The 15,427-nt window shown below is 50.0% G+C and carries 13 protein-coding genes; 4 read left to right on the top strand and 9 right to left on the bottom strand.

Features of this window, described 5'->3' with window-relative positions; all coding sequences use genetic code 11:
• Positions 1-17: 17 nt before the first annotated feature.
• Entirely contained in the window at positions 18-575 is a 558-nt protein-coding gene (locus DFR27_RS10725; RefSeq protein WP_121877462.1) for a GNAT family N-acetyltransferase, read from the bottom strand.
• A 78-nt stretch (positions 576-653) separates the two neighbouring features.
• Here DFR27_RS10725 and DFR27_RS10720 point away from each other — a divergent pair, with 78 nt between their 5' ends.
• Complete coding sequence (locus DFR27_RS10720; protein ID WP_170150845.1) at positions 654-1,184, top strand: YaeQ family protein; 531 nt, start codon at positions 654-656, stop codon at positions 1,182-1,184.
• Between the two features lie 141 nt (positions 1,185-1,325).
• Here DFR27_RS10720 and DFR27_RS10715 read toward each other — a convergent pair whose 3' ends face one another.
• The 5 genes from DFR27_RS10715 to DFR27_RS10695 form a co-directional block, all read right to left on the bottom strand.
• Entirely contained in the window at positions 1,326-2,837 is a 1,512-nt protein-coding gene (locus DFR27_RS10715; RefSeq protein WP_121877460.1) for a tryptophan halogenase family protein, read from the bottom strand.
• A 90-nt stretch (positions 2,838-2,927) separates the two neighbouring features.
• The gene (locus DFR27_RS10710; RefSeq protein ID WP_121877459.1) at positions 2,928-5,747 is read right to left on the bottom strand and encodes a TonB-dependent receptor; all 2,820 of its coding nucleotides are present in this window, start codon (positions 5,745-5,747) and stop codon (positions 2,928-2,930) included.
• 269 nt (positions 5,748-6,016) lie between these two features.
• Positions 6,017-6,898 (bottom strand): Dyp-type peroxidase, encoded by an 882-nt coding sequence (locus DFR27_RS10705; protein ID WP_170150844.1) that lies wholly within the window; start codon positions 6,896-6,898, stop codon positions 6,017-6,019.
• 125 nt (positions 6,899-7,023) lie between these two features.
• Positions 7,024-7,704, bottom strand: coding sequence for a M48 family metallopeptidase (locus DFR27_RS10700; protein ID WP_121877457.1), 681 nt, complete (start codon positions 7,702-7,704; stop codon positions 7,024-7,026).
• 5 nt (positions 7,705-7,709) lie between these two features.
• On the bottom strand, positions 7,710-8,633 hold the full coding sequence (locus DFR27_RS10695) for a cation diffusion facilitator family transporter (RefSeq protein WP_121877456.1): 924 nt from the start codon (positions 8,631-8,633) through the stop codon (positions 7,710-7,712).
• 119 nt (positions 8,634-8,752) lie between these two features.
• On the opposite strand from DFR27_RS10695, the gene DFR27_RS10690 reads away from it, so the two are divergent.
• From DFR27_RS10690 to DFR27_RS10680, 3 genes are all read left to right on the top strand, one after another.
• On the top strand, positions 8,753-11,035 hold the full coding sequence (locus DFR27_RS10690) for a zinc-dependent metalloprotease (RefSeq protein ID WP_121877455.1): 2,283 nt from the start codon (positions 8,753-8,755) through the stop codon (positions 11,033-11,035).
• Between the two features lie 157 nt (positions 11,036-11,192).
• Positions 11,193-12,485, top strand: coding sequence for an adenosylmethionine--8-amino-7-oxononanoate transaminase (gene bioA / locus DFR27_RS10685; protein ID WP_121877454.1), 1,293 nt, complete (start codon positions 11,193-11,195; stop codon positions 12,483-12,485).
• A 14-nt stretch (positions 12,486-12,499) separates the two neighbouring features.
• On the top strand, positions 12,500-12,886 hold the full coding sequence (locus DFR27_RS10680; RefSeq protein WP_121877453.1) for a SirB2 family protein: 387 nt from the start codon (positions 12,500-12,502) through the stop codon (positions 12,884-12,886).
• 79 nt (positions 12,887-12,965) lie between these two features.
• Here the strand turns inward: DFR27_RS10680 and DFR27_RS10675 are convergent, their stop codons facing one another.
• From DFR27_RS10675 to DFR27_RS10665, 3 genes are all read right to left on the bottom strand, one after another.
• On the bottom strand, positions 12,966-13,610 hold the full coding sequence (locus DFR27_RS10675) for a 7-cyano-7-deazaguanine/7-aminomethyl-7-deazaguanine transporter (RefSeq protein WP_121877452.1): 645 nt from the start codon (positions 13,608-13,610) through the stop codon (positions 12,966-12,968).
• A gap of 77 nt (positions 13,611-13,687) precedes the next feature.
• On the bottom strand, positions 13,688-14,146 hold the full coding sequence (locus DFR27_RS10670) for a TlpA family protein disulfide reductase (protein ID WP_121877451.1): 459 nt from the start codon (positions 14,144-14,146) through the stop codon (positions 13,688-13,690).
• A gap of 3 nt (positions 14,147-14,149) precedes the next feature.
• Complete coding sequence (locus tag DFR27_RS10665; protein ID WP_121877450.1) at positions 14,150-15,400, bottom strand: YihY family inner membrane protein; 1,251 nt, start codon at positions 15,398-15,400, stop codon at positions 14,150-14,152.
• Between the last annotated feature and the right edge of the window lie 27 nt (positions 15,401-15,427).

Raw genomic sequence — 15,427 nt, 5'->3', positions numbered from 1 at the left:
CCCCTCAGCGTTGTGCGCTATCGCGGGATCAATTTGACGTAACGCACTACGGGCTCAGAACAGCCAGTTACTGGGCTTAAAAAACTCGTCTCATTACTAAAGCTCATTCCTAGCTTCTTCATCACCCCTATCGAGGCCTCGTTCTCTTTATCCGCAATGGCCATGAACTGCTTAAGCTCCGGATTGAGTGCCAGTAGCTGATCAGCCAGATACGCGGCCGCTTCGGTCGCGTATCCTTGACCCCAGGATGACTGAAAGAAGCGCCAACCAAGCTCTAGACTGGTGTCATCTCGCTGATCGTCAAAGAAGTTCTCCGGCCGCACGAGCACCCAACCCAGGTATCGATCATCCTCACTGACACTTACTCGCCAAATACCCCAACCTTTGATCGGCAGGTTATAAGCCATCATGCGCGGTATGAATAGCGTTTCGATCCGTTCCATAGAGCTGGGTTCACCTTTGGTAATAAAACGCATCACCTCGGGATCTTGATCTAACGCCCACAGTTCCTCGCGATCTTCCTCAGTGAAGAGTCGATAGCTTAATCTTTTGCTTGCCAATATCATTCCGCTCATTGTCCTCTACAAGTGTGCTAGTATCGTGGTCTTTCAACTACTGGGTGACTCCCTCACCCCATGCGCGTGGAGTTCAGTGTGGCCTTAAAGCCTACCATATATAAGTTTAAAATCGCCCTTTCCAATCTGGATAGTAATTTCTTCGACCAACTGGAGCTAACTGTTGCTCAGCATCCGTCGGAAACCCCGCAGCGAATGCTATGTCGAGTCCTTTGCTACACCTTATTCGCGCATCGAAATATTAGCTTCACGAAAGGATTAAGTGACGTCGATGTACCTGACCTCTGGTCTGTTAGCAATGATGATCATCCACTGCTGTGGATTGAAGTTGGTGAACCCAGTCTAGATCGCCTCAAGCGAGCCTGTCGTAAGGCCGAAGAGGCCATAGTCGTGTGCTTCAAGGACCGTTCGAAGGTGTGGTGGGAAGGTATCGAGGCGAAGGCGGCGGGACTGAACTTATCCGTGCTTCAGTTCAATGAATCCGCGCTCGAATCGCTTACCAATGCACTGGCACGCACTACGGAACTCAGCATCACCATTACTGAGAACACCTTTTATATTGCCGCTAACGCGGAGCCTATTGAATTTGAGATTAATACTCTGAAGTGACCGAAGAGCCGTCTCCACGCGCGTTAAATGGCTTGAGTCTACTCATAGAGCTAAGCCCATAGGGTACTCAACAAAGGTAGTTGGGTATCGGGAGCGAATGTTAGCGCTCCCGTTATCGTCTCGATTTCAAAACTCGTTAAATCAATCCAGACGCGGCGCAGCGATATGTTGAGCGATGAACTCAGCATGACTGGGCATTTGATCTACCGTCTGCAAAAGAATTCTCCGTATATCTGCGCTATAGCCCTGTACTTGATCTTTCGTCAGACTCTTGGCAATTGGGTGGCAGTCACTAGGAATAATATTCTGCCCTAAAAATACCTGAACCCAACTCATCTGAGTAAAGAGTTCATCGTCATTTCGAAAGAATCGACCATGGTTTTGCCAAAGATCAAACTTGTGCTGCAGGCTATCAGGAATTGACATATTTCGGCAGTAATTCCAAAACTCGGAATCATCTCGGCTTGTGGCCTTATAGTGAAGAATGAGGAAATCGCGAATAGTGTCGTATTCGAAATGCGTTCGAGTATTGTACTCAGCAACGTCTGCCTCAGAAAATTCACGCGTTGGGAATAGGTCAATAAGGCGGCTAAGTGCCGACTGCACCAGATGAATACTCGTTGACTCAAGCGGTTCCATGAAACCACTCGCGAGCCCTAAAGCAATACAGTTTTTGACCCAGAAATTCTCTCGCTTTCCGGTAGTGAAGCGGAGTTGTTTAGGTGCCATGAGCGGCTCAGCATCTAAGTTAGCCAACAGGATGTCCGTTGCCTCAGCATCACTGATAAAGTCACTGGCATAGACATGACCGTTGCCCACTCGATGCTGCAGCGGAATGCGCCATTGCCAGCCGGCCTTTCTTGCCGTTGCCTTGGTGTAGGGGACGAGTGGCTCGGTGGCTTTTGTCGGGACGGCTTGGGCGCTATTACAGGGCAACCAATGACTCCAATTAACGTAGGGAGTTGCTAACGCCTCACCTAGCAGAAGACTTCTAAAGCCAGAACAATCTATGAAAAGATCGCCTTCAACTAAGCGCCCGTCCTCCAGCTTAAGCTGAGTAATATAACCCGAATCAGGGTCCTTTAAGACCTGCTGAATATGCCCTTCACTGCGCTTTACCCCTAATGGCTCGGCGTAGTTGCGTAGATACTTTGCCACGAGCGTAGCATCAAAGTGGAACGCGTACCCTAGACCAAGCAAACCGGTATTACCGATCTTCTCTACGGGCGCAAACTTATTCGCTCGGGCGGCAATCTCATTAAACGAGGCGCCCCAAAAATCTTCGGTCAAGCCCAATTCTCGACCACGAAGCCACACCTGATGATAATCCAAGACCCCTAGACGACGTCCAACGTCCCCAAAGGTATGAATATAGGAGTCACCAAGCTTACCCCAGTCATTGAATTCAATACCTAACTTGTAGGTTCCCTGCACGGACTTCAGAAAATCCTGCTCAGATATTTGTAATGCATCGGTCAAATGACGAATTTGCGGTATGGTTGCCTCACCCACACCAACCGTACCAATTTGATCGGACTCCACCAGCTCAACGCTAACCAGCTTACCCATCAACTTACCAAGTAACGCCGCGGCCATCCAACCGGCGGTACCGCCACCTACCACAACCACTTTTTTTATTGAATTATCTACCACTAGTCGTCCCTATTATTCTACGTTTTGAACGAAAAAGACCCTCAACGACACGAGTCCTTGAGGGTCTAGCTTACGTGTTCCTACGGCCTATTAGAAGGTGTAAGAAGCACCTAGCATGTACGATGAACCATAGGTCTGGTACTCAGTAGCATAACCTGTGTTGACATCAACCGTACGGAACGGCTCGTTAGTCAGGTTCAAGCCCTGAAGCATCACGGTAAGACCTTCAAGTGAACCGCTATCGAACGAGTAGCCGATTTGCGCATCCACAATGGTTTCTTCTGCGATATCAGAACCTGTTCGCGCTCCACCGAAGCCTGAAACCTCACCCACGTAGTCCGAACGATAACGTTGGTTGATACGTGCTGAGAAGCCATGATCTTCGTAGTAAGCCGTTAGGTTGTAGACGTCTTCAGAAAGACCCGGCAAACGAGAGTTAGAGCCTGGACCGTTCGGCTCGATCTCACTATCGTTCTTCGAGTAAGTCGCGAAGATACCGAAGCCACTAAGTGAATCGGCAAACAAACCGAAGTTAATCGATGCCGTTAGCTCATAGCCTTCAATCGAGCCACCTTCGCCATTGACCGGCTGGTTACTTACACCTGTGTAAATCTGCGGTGCAGGACCTTGTGGAGGTAGACCGGTAAAGTCGAAGAGAACGTTCTGATTGAAGATGTAGCTCTGTAAATCTTTGTAGAATACCGCACCAGAAACATAGCTTAGGCCATCTTCGAAGTAGTACTCGTATGAAAGATCGACAGCGTCAGCAACCCAAGGAGTCAATTCGATGTTACCACCGCCACGGCCCCAAGGAGAAAGCTGCTGATATGCACTGATTTCAGACACACCTGAAGCAATTAACGCATCAATATCAGCCTGAGTGGTATTGGCATTATTGGCGTTGTAACCATAGGTACCTGACGCGCGCATCTCATCCATACGTGGACGAGCAAGTGTGCGAGCCAAGCCCAAGCGAACAATTTGATCGTCGGTAACTGCCAAGCTCAAGTTCAAGCTTGGAAGAATCTCTGAATCACTTGCTTCGCCTTCGTAGTACTCAGATTGAATACTTGAGCCGGCACCTGTAGCGTTCTGACCACGAGAGTCTTGATCCCAAAACTGATACTGAACACCGAAATTACCGGTTAGCGGCATATCGCCAATCTCTGCATCGACATCAAACTTAACGTAAACCGTATTAACAGATTCGTTAACTTCCCATGCCTTCGCCAAGATGTCGTTATAGAGGTAAGCACCCTGTTGAATAACGCCGCTCGCGAGCAATGCCGATGGATCGTAAGCTAACATCGAAGTGTTCGCTCCACGCAAACCAAAGTCCAGTGAAGTCTGACCAACGATGCCGCTAGGAATTTCTACCTTGTCCAGCAAATCACCATTCGCATCGGTCACGTTACTGGTGATGACACCTTCGTTAGAAACACGAGTCTTTTCACGGCTGGTGTAGTTGTATCCCATCTCAACGCCCGTTACGACACCAAAATCAAGCTCGCCCGAAACCGCAGCGCGGAAAGCGTTAATGTCATCAGAAACGTCAAATACTTTGTTATAACCAAACTGTCCAGCTGGCTGGTAAGGTGCTAGCGCGCTTGGGTCACCCCATCCAGCTGGGCTAGTAACATAAATCGGGTTCGCCGAGTTGTAATCAACGTTAGTGTAATCAAGCGCTGTTTCGAACTGGGTACCATCTGGAGTTGACCAGAAATGAACGGTATCTAACGCTCCCTGGCCATTCGGACCAGTACCGGCGTTAGTTTCGAGCTCAGCAATATCACTACGATCAATACTTGAATGAGAAACGTCTGCTTCCAAATTCCATTGATCATTAAGTTGGAATTCAACATTGAAGCCAACAGACAGTGACTCAGCATCGCGCTTAAACTGATTGTTTTCTAGGATGTTTTTAACACCGTCGTAGATACCTTCAGTGACAACACCATCTTTAGTGTCAATCACCGTCATGGTTGCACCACAAGCCAAACACAGTGCCATACCATGCTTAATTTGATCTTCAGTGAACTCTGAATAGAACACGTCCATTGACGCACTCATACGATCTGACGGAGCAAATTCAACAGTGGTAACGAAGCTATCACGCTCTAACATTCCCGCACGAGCGTACAAACGGCCACCGCCAATGGCGTTATTACCGTTGCCGTCACCGTTGTAGTAGCCCCACGAGTTGAAGTGCTGACCTTGGTTAGGCGATTTGGTGTGAGAGTAGCCCAACATCAAACCAATGGTTTCATCAGCAAACTGATCAATGTAGGTAGCGCTAAAACGGTTACCCGTGTTATCACGGTTAGACACTAGATCGTAGTCAAGTGCTTCGTATTTAGCGTTGATAGTAATGTTTCGCTCACCATACTCAAGTGGACGAACGGTGTGGAGATCAACCGTACCGGAGAGACCCTGGCCAATCAGCGCAGCATCCGGGGTTTTATAAACCACAGCACCGTGCAGTAGTTCCGATGGATACTGATCAAATTCAACACCGCGGTTGTCTCCCACTGAAACTTGCTCGCGGCCATTTAGGAGGCCCGTCGAGAAGTCTGGTGACATACCGCGGACAGCAACAACCTGCCCTCGACCGTTCAATCGCTGAACAGTTAACCCAGGTAGTCGGCCTAAGCTTTCCGCAATGGAAACATCTGGAAGCTTACCGATATCTTCAGCTGAGATAGCTTCAACAATGGACGAGCTATCACGTTTTGTTGCAACAGAATCTTCCAAGCTGGCTCGGAAACCCGTGACAACAACTTCTTCAACAACGGCTTCTTCTTGAACTTGATCTTGATCTTGCGCGTGCAAAGCACCCGCACTGACACCCCCCAGTACCATTGAGATACTGGCTGCTAGGCGTGAACGACGGAACGTATTCACTGCTGGCATGTTATCTTCCCCTTGTGTAAATAAGTCTGAGACGTATTCAACGTTATTATTATCTCAGCATTGTTGGTGCGGACGTATTAGTCAGCAACCTGCTTCGTAACAGCTTATAAGTTTAGTAGCTGCACCCGCTTTTGCGAGTTAGAGCATTCTTATACACTCTAGACAAGCTTACCTCCCCCACTGGGGGGGGGAGGTAAGCTTGTTCAATGCGTAGATCTACTAGGACGATGTGGAGAAGAGGAAACGCTGAGACTCAGCCGGCAGTGTGCCTAGCTAAGCATCTCGCGCAATACCGTTTCCGACGGAGCGAAGTAATAACTGCCGGAGACCGCATCGGAAAACGCAAGGATATGATCGCTCACGCCATCCCCAGTGAGCCCGTACATGGAATCCAACTGCAACTGATGACGCCGCTGGTCGCAGCTGAAACTGAGAAAATAAAGACCATGCTTACTTGGAGTGCCATAGGGGCTGGAGCGACGCCAGACTTTGGTTGGCACGCCGTCCAAGTCTACGTCGGTTCGCGCAACGTGGGCGTTATTGGGCATATCCTCACTGCTCAGCTCCTCGTTAGTTGCCTTATCTCGACCAATCACGGCGCTCTGTTCATGCGGTGTCAACGCAAAGAATTTGGCAAGCTTGTGGACCCACTGTTGAGTTAATACGATACTGCCACCCTCACCAGCTTCTCCCTCAGGAACCAGCGCTGCGGTCTGTATCGCCGACCCTTTAGGATTGGCACTACCGTCCTCAAAGCTCATTAAATCCTTCGATTCACGATAATCAAACCCATTGAGCTCTCGTTCAATGGACAGAGAATTCTGCAGTGCCTGAACAAGCTGGAAGCTGACTTCGAAAATAGCCGAATCTTCGCCCTGCAGCCACACAAAAAGATCATTCTGAGTAGCTGGGGCAATAGCGCCACTAGAGCTCTCTAGAGATGCAAAGTCATGGAAATTGTTAGGTAGCGCAATTTCCAATAGCCGCGAAAATTTTCGACCGAATGCCACCACAACCTCCACTTCGCTCTGTGCTCGAAGCGCACGAAGGGCGGCTTTAACCGTTTTCAGATTAGGTGATTCATTCAGGCTAAATTCAAGAAATAGTCGATGATTATGACCATCGCTGAAAATACTTTGCTGAGGTTCCAATGCAGATCTCCTTGAACGCTGTGAATAGTCATCATAGCCAAACACCTTTCTCGGTCGCAATTGGCACTATCCGAAGATTTAGGCCAGCCAAGCCTGCGAAGCGAATTATTGATTAGCAGAACGTACTATCGATTAGCCAAACGTGCTCGTCGTTGCCGCCAATCCGGCATAGACCGTTCAACCAACTGCCAATAGGCGAGACTGTGATTCATCTCCTTAAGGTGGCACAACTCGTGAACAATGACGTAATCAATCTGTTCAATAGCGTGGTGAACAAGCAAGGTACTAAAGCGAATTCGGCCATCGGCAGAGCAACTTCCCCACCGGCTGCTCATCTTACGCAAACTCCAGGTTGGCTGCGGCACATCCCAATCTGCAATGATAGGCAACCAGACTTGCCATCGCTCGGCAATCACCTGCTCAAGCTGTCCACGGAGAAAACGTTCCAAATCGGCATCACTGGGCGCTGAAATAGTTCCAGCACTGACTGTAACCGGACCTTCAACACGCTTAAGCTCAACATCCTCGGCAAAAAGGCGAATCGTATCGTGGGAGGCAGCTTGGCAGCGCTCTGAACATTTTTGCTTCGCCCAATTTGCATGCGCTTCTAGGAATGTTACGGCTTGGCGAGTGGTGACCCCAACCGGTGTCCGAATTTCCACCGTGCCACTAGCCGTAACCACCAGAGCGAGTCGCTGGCGGCGGGGATGAGTTTTATGCTGCCAGACAACGCCATTATCAAGACAGCCGCGGTCAGCGCTAACTACCGCAGCTTTCCTACGATTGGGAAAGTCGAAGAATCCCACGCTACTTAACTATCTTCAGCGGGAAGCGGATGCGGCTCGGGCACCACTGAGATGGGGTCTTGGTGAACCAGTACTTCCGCCTTAGGAAAGAGCGATAGCACTCGTTCTTCAACCTGATCAGCAATTTTATGAGCCTCTAAGAGCGGCATCTGATCCGGCAGTTCTAAGTGCATTTGAACAAACACCACGCCACCTGAATCACGCGTTCTTAAGTCATGAAGGCCGATCACTTTGGGGACCGAACGGACCTGTTCACAAATGCGCTCACGCGTCTCGTCGTCCAACTCCTTATCCAAGAGTAGGTCAATTGCTTCACTGGCGATTTCCCAGGCCGAGTAGGCAATATAGATACCAATAACAACACCCAACCACGCATCCACACCCTTAAATCCATACCCGGCCAAAACGAGTGCAACAATTACCGCAATATTAGCCAAGATATCCGATAAATAGTGAAGTGAATCAGCCGACACCACCGTCGACTTGGTTCGACGCACAACATAACGCTGAAACAAAACCAATGAGATAGTCAGGAATAACGACAGTACCATGACCGCGATCGCAATCGCGGCAAAGTTGAGCTCGGTAGGATTACTAATTCTATCGATGGCGTAGAACAGCAGGAAAACTGAGGAGAGCGCAATGAGAATAGACTGCAGTAGCGAAGCTAAGGCTTCCGCTTTCCCATGGCCAAAGCGATGGTCGTCATCCGCCGGTTTTAGCGCATAGCGAATGGCCAGGAAGTTAATGAGTGACGCCCCCGCATCCATCACCGAATCAATCAAAGAGGCCATTAGACTTACCGAATCGCTATACCACCAGGCGGCGAGTTTGGTAGCGACCAAGATAATGGCAACGCTAATTGAAGCAATAGACACCCAACGAAGTAGCTTCTCTCTTCGCTCTGCGGTGATCAGATGTTCGCTCATGTTTACCTCTCTAACTACTTAGCTCACATCATACGTAAGTTTCACTTAGAAAGGGATACTTCGCGCGCAAATTTTGGGTATAGTTCGTCTACAACAATTCTTAACTATGAGGTGATAACGTGCGCTTAATAGCCGTGTTTCTTTCGCTAAGCTTGCTCTTGACTGGGTGTATCCAAGACCAGGAAACTTCGCAGCCCAGTAACAATTTTATTGGTCTTACTGCGAATCCTACTGACAATTCACTGCAGCTAGCGGTACCAAAGGACCTGGGTGAATTACTCTACTACCCCAGTGTTGCTCGCGGTATTGGCTCCAATGACATCGGTTTGGACCGAGGTCTACTGGGCGAAACCAAGATTGTCAGTTTCGTGCCTGCCGGAGAGCGCCTGCTACTGGTGGAGCACAACCTTCGCTATCGAAGCAGCTCAGACAATCCAGCTGAAACACAGGCCGTTGAGGAAGCTTTTCCCGATCATGTCATTTGGTCCTTCCCAATTCTTGAAGACAATGCCTCATCTTGGTCAATTGATGCCACCGACTTTGCGTTCTCTGACGCCATGGCCATTAGTGATTGGCTTGCTAGTATGGAGCAAGGTCAGTACGCGGCAAACAGTGAGAGATCAATGATTCATTGGGATCGAACCAAGTCTTTCCCTGAAAACCTTGAGATTGAAGCGGTGGTCAGCTTTACCGGCAGCGGTGCTGGTTCGTATCTTAATGATGTAGTGACTAACACCGAAGGCTTTACGGTTTACCTTCATCACTCCTTCTTGAAGCTACCGGAAGAGGGCTTTGAGGTTCGCCCTTATCACCCAAATAGTGGCTACTTTTCAGTGGCGTGGCAAGATTACACCGTTGGTCTCCACGAGGATCTAAGCGTTCGCGTTATCCCGCGCCACCGCTTAGAAAAACTTGACCCGAGCGCGGCAAGTTCACCGGCGGTTGAACCCATCATTTACTACCTGGATCCTGGTGTTCCCGAGCCCGTTAAGAGCGCATTAATTGACGGCGGCATGTGGTGGAATCAAGCTTTTTCCGCAATTGGTTACGAAAATGCCTTCCAAATCCGTGAACTACCCGCAGGCGCCGATCCCATGGATGCGCGCTATAACGTAATAAACTGGGTACACCGAGCAACTCGTGGCTGGTCTTATGGCGCCTCCGTTATTGATCCACGAACCGGTGAAATTATTAAGGGACACGTCACCTTGGGCTCACTTCGGGTTCGTCAGGATATTCTCATTGCCGATGCGCTTCTTGATCAGAGTAACTCAACTGAAGCTGAAGCGATGGCGCTAGCCCGCATTCGACAACTGTCGGCGCACGAAATTGGTCATACGCTAGGAATCGCTCATAATTTTGCGGCCAGCGAGCGTAACCGAGCCTCGGTCATGGACTACCCTCATCCGCTTATCGACATTGCAGCGGGAGCGATTAGCTTGGAGGATGCCTACGATAACGCCATCGGCGAGTGGGATACCTTGGTGGTAAGCTACGGCTACGGCGATGACTTCGAGGCCGCGAAGCGCGCTCTGCTTCGCTCGGACATTGGCTACGTTAGCGATTACGAAGCACGCCCGCTTGGTGGCGGTTCAGCAAGCGGTCATCTTTGGGATAACGGTGCTGATCCCGTCAACGAACTCTCCCGGCTGATCGCCGTTCGGGAACTTGCGCTGGCTCGGCTGAGTCTAAATGCAATTGATGACTCTGATCCAATCGGCCAGCTTGATAAAGTAGTGGTCCCTGTTTATAACCTCACACGCTTTCAAGTTGAAGCCGTAGCAAAGCAAATTGGCGGCTATCACTTAGTAGCGAATTTAGCGGCCGATCCTGCTGCCTTTATCTGGGTGGATAAGTCACAACAACTTGCCGCCGTAGATGGCCTACTAACTACTATTGAAGCTGATTTTCTGCAGCTCCCAGACACCTTAGCGCAGCAGTTAGCCCCCATGCCTATTGGCTATAGTCGTGATAGAGAGTCTTCACCGTCTCAACTAGGCCGACTCATTGATCAACGAGCGATGGCCGAAGCCTATAGTCGCCACGTCTTGGCTGCCATGTTGGCGCCTCGGCGCTTAAATCGACTGTCGCAAGCCATGTCACCGCTGCAGGTTGACGAGTATCTTTCGCATCTCTACCAACGAGTGATGGCCATGTCGGCCACATCTCCGTTCAATGAGCGAACTCAGTACTTGTTAGCGCGCGCACTGGGTGAAGTGCTCGCCAATCCCACCACGCGAGAAGAGGTGAAATCAACACTACAATGGCAGCTTAAAGGGTGGATTGAAGACGTCGATACCTCCACCGCAAGTGGTTATCGTCTCCATCAATTACTCACTGAGGCAATGGGGCAAATTGCCCCAAGCGAAGCCCAAGCGCTCCCGCCTGGGTCGCCAATCTAGGCCAGCAAATAGCGTCACCGCTGCAGCACGCCCAAGGTGAACTGCAGCGGCTTTTCCTCAGCGCTTGAATCCATTCTCTCCCGCGCTAGCCAAGCGTAATTTGAGCAGCAATGAGTATTCGTATAGTGGTACACTTCGCACTCAACTGGAGGCTCACATGTACACCGAAACAGAACAACTCGAATTTGATGCCAACCATATCTGGCACCCCTACTCGTCCGCCACAAATCCGTCACCAACCTTTATGGTTGAGCGCTGCGATGGGGTGATGATTGAGCTGACTGATGGCCGACAGCTCATTGACGGGATGAGCTCTTGGTGGTGCACCGTTCACGGCTACAACCACCCTCGGCTAAACCAGGCGATGACCGATCAGATTACCAAGATGTCACACGTCATGTTTGGCGGCTTTACTCATAATCCAGCCGTTGAGCTATCGCGCCGCTTGGTTGAGCTAACTCCCAGTGGTCTAGAACGGGTTTTCCTGGCGGATTCAGGCTCAGTATCGGTAGAGGTCGCTATTAAGATGGCCATTCAATATCAAGCCTCTCGCGGAAAGCCGCAAAAGCATCGCATCATGACAGTTCGCAACGGCTATCATGGAGACACCTTCGGCGCTATGGCCACCTGTGATCCAGTAACCGGTATGCATCATCTGTTCCAACAAAGTATGCCTCAGCAGCTTTTCGCCGACGCACCGCCGCTGGGTTTTGACCGGCCATTTCAATCCAGTGATTTAGATTCCGTACGTCATCTTCTTGAGCATCACGCTGAAGAAACTGCCGCCTTTATTATCGAACCAATTACTCAAGGCGCGGGAGGCATGCGATTCTACTCACCTGACTACCTCGCTGCGCTGGCTGAACTCTGTAAAGCCTTCGATGTACTCCTAATCGCCGACGAAATCGCCACCGGCTTTGGCCGCACTGGGAAACTCTTCGCCGTTGAGCATGCGGGTATCTGCCCCGATATTCTCTGTTTAGGTAAAGCGTTAACAGGCGGCACAATGACTCTGGCGGCAACACTCTGCACGGCAGAAGTCGCTAACGGTATTTCCCATGGCGAGGCCGGCGTATTCATGCACGGGCCAACCTTCATGGGTAATCCGCTAGCGTGTCGAGTTGCTTGCGAGAGCATCGACTTGCTCTTAGAGAATAATTGGTCTCAACAGGTTAGTCAGATTGAACGCACACTTAATAGCGCGCTCTCCCCGCTTCGGCAGCATGCTTCGGTGGCAAATGTTCGCGTCCTCGGGGCGATGGGTGTTATCGAGATGAAACAGCCCGTGGACCTTAATGAGATACAGCCACGCTTGGTTGAACAGGGCGTTTGGCTTCGCCCCTTCGGTAAGCTCATCTACATGATGCCGCCTTTCGTCATTACCCAAGCCGAGCTCGAACAGCTATGCCGTGCAACCACGGCAGTGATAGAACAACTCCAACAACAATAATAAGTAGGTAAATTATGGAAACATACGCACTCTTTAAACACAGCCATCTTCTGTTCGCTGTTATTTCAATTTCTCTATTCGTATTTCGCGCTACATTGAAATTTCGGGGGTCTCAGCTGCTTGAGACCAAGGTCCTAAAAATAAGTCCGCATATTAATGACACGCTACTGCTCGCGTCGGGTATTACCCTTGCGGTACTGGCCGGCTTTTCACCCATGGCGCAACCGTGGTTAGCCACCAAGATTATTCTGCTCATCGTGTACATCGGTCTAGGGACAGTAGTGATAAAGAAACAGTTGTCTGGCAGTGCTAGGGCCGCTGTGTTTGTTGCCGCACTGGTATGCTTTGCAGCCATTGGTAGCTCAGCTGTTTCAAAGGCCGGTCCTTTCGGTTTATTCTAGAAACTATTCTTTATCGGCTCGAGCCTGCGGGAACGGGCCGAATTGTAATAGTGCAACCTCCCCAATCCTTAGCCAGACATCATTCAGTATCCGTCGCCATTTTGCGACTGAGGCTGCGTACAAGAATTCCGTAGATAGGGATGTAAACCACCAGCGTAAATGCGATTTTGGTGAGGTAATCAATTATGCCAATTTCCACCCAGTGAGCACCCATGGTGGGGTCCGTTGAGGCATAGAATGCCACCGTAAAGAACACCGTGGTATCCACCGCATTACCCAGCAAGCTAGAACCCGTTGGAGCTACCCACCAAGAGCCTCGTCGGCGTAACTTATCGAACACCTTAATATCCAAAAGCTGACCAAATGCGTAGGCAATTAGACTGGCGAAAGCTATTCGCGCGACAAAGGAATCAAAGCTAAGTAGCGCGTCCCAGTTTTGAAACTCGCCGTGTTCAAACACCATTCCAAACACATAGCTCAACAGCAATGCTGGGAACATCGACATCAAGACCACCCATTTTGCTAGATTCCACCCCTGTAGGCGAACCGTCAAATCCGATAGCAGATAGAGAATAGGAAAAGTAAATGCCGCCCAAGTAGTGTAGTGACCACCAAACTCAATGGGGATTTGAATCAGATAGTTAGAGGCCGCGATCACCGCGATATGTGCAGTGACCGCCACGGTCCAAAAACGAACATTGAAGGGCTGTCGATAATTTTTCATAGGCGCTCTACTCAATATAGTTTCTTGAGCTTAGCTGATAATTCAACCGCGTGACGTCAATCCTTCGAGGTAAATTATTAAGTTCCGCTGTGCTCAGCTGACTCAATCGCCGCGCGGATTGATTGCCCGTCCTGCTCGCCAACCAAGGTAGCCACTAAGCGACCATTAGCGTCAAACACGAAAGTAGTTGGCAGAATTTCGGGACGAATAATGGCGAGTTGCTGGAGTGGATCGCCGTCAGTGACCGGAAATTCGATTCCCATACGTTCCATGTACTCTAGCGTGGTGTCTGCGTCATCTCGATCCCAGTTCACACCTACTACAGTAACATCGGCACTGAGGTGGTCGAATTCGTTCAGCTCTGGGATTTCCCTGCGGCAGGGTGCACACCATATTGCCCAGTAATTTAGTACCGTGTACTCGCCAGTGTCATTAGTCATGGCGTGCGAACCAGAGGGTAGTAATTGCAGAGAAATCGGCTTCTCTGCGCACGCCGACAATGACATCAACGTGACCATAATAACTATCAAACGCATTAATTAACCTTTCTCGAGCCACACACTAAGTGGCTGCTTCAGTACTACCTCTGCATCGCCTTGAAGACCTTTCAATGACGCGCTTACGGTAGCGGGAAGTTTGTCGCGAGTGCGTCGTAACGTATCGTCCATCAGCACATTTGGTTCCAGTATACGAAGGAAGTCGCCAATACTATACCGTGTTAAATCCCTACCTAACGCTAGCTCGTCTTCATCATTGACCAATAAAATCCGCTCCGCAACCAGCCGATGTCGCAATGCCAACCAGTCCGCATGAGACTCTAGTGGCAGCGATTTAATCTTTCCGCCTATCCACTGCCGCTCCGAGAGTCGATAGCCCTGCGCATGGTTCGCCCATAGCCATCGAAGCACCGCAATCGCCACCATCAGCCTGCTGCTAGAAGTCCTGTTGGTGGTGTGATAACGGGGTAAACAGCGAGTCAAGTTGGCGCCAAATAGGACCACTATCCATGACGCATAAATCCATAGGAGGAATAGCGGCACTGCAGCAAAGGTGCCATAGATTGCCGAATAATTGGGGCTGAAAGCACCAACTGAAAAAACATTCTGCGCCACCATGAATAATGAAGCCGTTACCATACCGCCTAAAATAGCGTCGCGCGCAGGAACGTAACAATTAGGGACATAGGCAAGCAGCATTGAAAACAATAGGCAATTAAACACCCAAGGAAGCGGCGTCAGCAGCCAATTTAGGTGCTCGGCATCCAGCCAACTAATATACTCCGATTGAGCCAACGCCGCCGATGCAGCCGCCGCTGACGCTAGGAAGATTGGCCCTAGACTTATCAAGGTCCAATACAGCATCAGCTTGGGGCGCAACTTTCGCCGTTGTTTAATACCCCAAATACGGTTAAAAGCATCCTCAATGGTATTCAGGAGCAATACAACGGTCACGATTAACAGCAGAACGCTGAATCCAGTAAGCTTCTTTGCTTCGTTAGTGAATCCAACCAGCGCGGATTGCACCGTATCGGAGCTCGAGGGAACTAGGTGATTTAAAAGAAGTTCCTGCGCTTGCTGCAGAGCTGGCTCAAAGGCCGGTACGATGGCAATGATGGTCACCATCACCGTCAAGGTGGGAACAATCGCAAATAGCGAAGTATAGGTTAAGGCCGCCGCGGCGTGCGCACAGCCGTCATCAACGAATCTTCTTAGTACAAACCGACAGAAACGGATGAATTCAAGCATACGCTCGCGTGTTGTGGTTATAATTGTGTCAGCAACTTTTTCCATTAACAGTTCACACTAGGTTATTAGGTC

The sequence above is a fragment of the Umboniibacter marinipuniceus genome (assembly GCF_003688415.1).
In the GTDB taxonomy this organism is placed as follows: domain Bacteria; phylum Pseudomonadota; class Gammaproteobacteria; order Pseudomonadales; family DSM-25080; genus Umboniibacter; species Umboniibacter marinipuniceus.
The sequence above is the reverse complement of the archived record's forward strand: the minus strand, read 5'-3'. Positions and strand labels throughout refer to the sequence as shown.

Excerpts from the sequence above, each read along its gene's own strand:
- DFR27_RS10725 (WP_121877462.1), bottom strand. The coding sequence starts at position 575 with ATGAGCGGAATGATATTGGCAAGCAAAAGATTAAGCTATCGACTCTTC.
- DFR27_RS10665 (WP_121877450.1), bottom strand. The coding sequence starts at position 15,400 with ATGGAAAAAGTTGCTGACACAATTATAACCACAACACGCGAGCGTATG.
- DFR27_RS10675 (WP_121877452.1), bottom strand. The coding sequence starts at position 13,610 with ATGAAAAATTATCGACAGCCCTTCAATGTTCGTTTTTGGACCGTGGCG.
- bioA (WP_121877454.1), top strand. The coding sequence starts at position 11,193 with ATGTACACCGAAACAGAACAACTCGAATTTGATGCCAACCATATCTGG.
- DFR27_RS10710 (WP_121877459.1), bottom strand. The coding sequence starts at position 5,747 with ATGCCAGCAGTGAATACGTTCCGTCGTTCACGCCTAGCAGCCAGTATC.
- DFR27_RS10670 (WP_121877451.1), bottom strand. The coding sequence starts at position 14,146 with ATGCGTTTGATAGTTATTATGGTCACGTTGATGTCATTGTCGGCGTGC.
- DFR27_RS10680 (WP_121877453.1), top strand. The coding sequence starts at position 12,500 with ATGGAAACATACGCACTCTTTAAACACAGCCATCTTCTGTTCGCTGTT.
- DFR27_RS10695 (WP_121877456.1), bottom strand. The coding sequence starts at position 8,633 with ATGAGCGAACATCTGATCACCGCAGAGCGAAGAGAGAAGCTACTTCGT.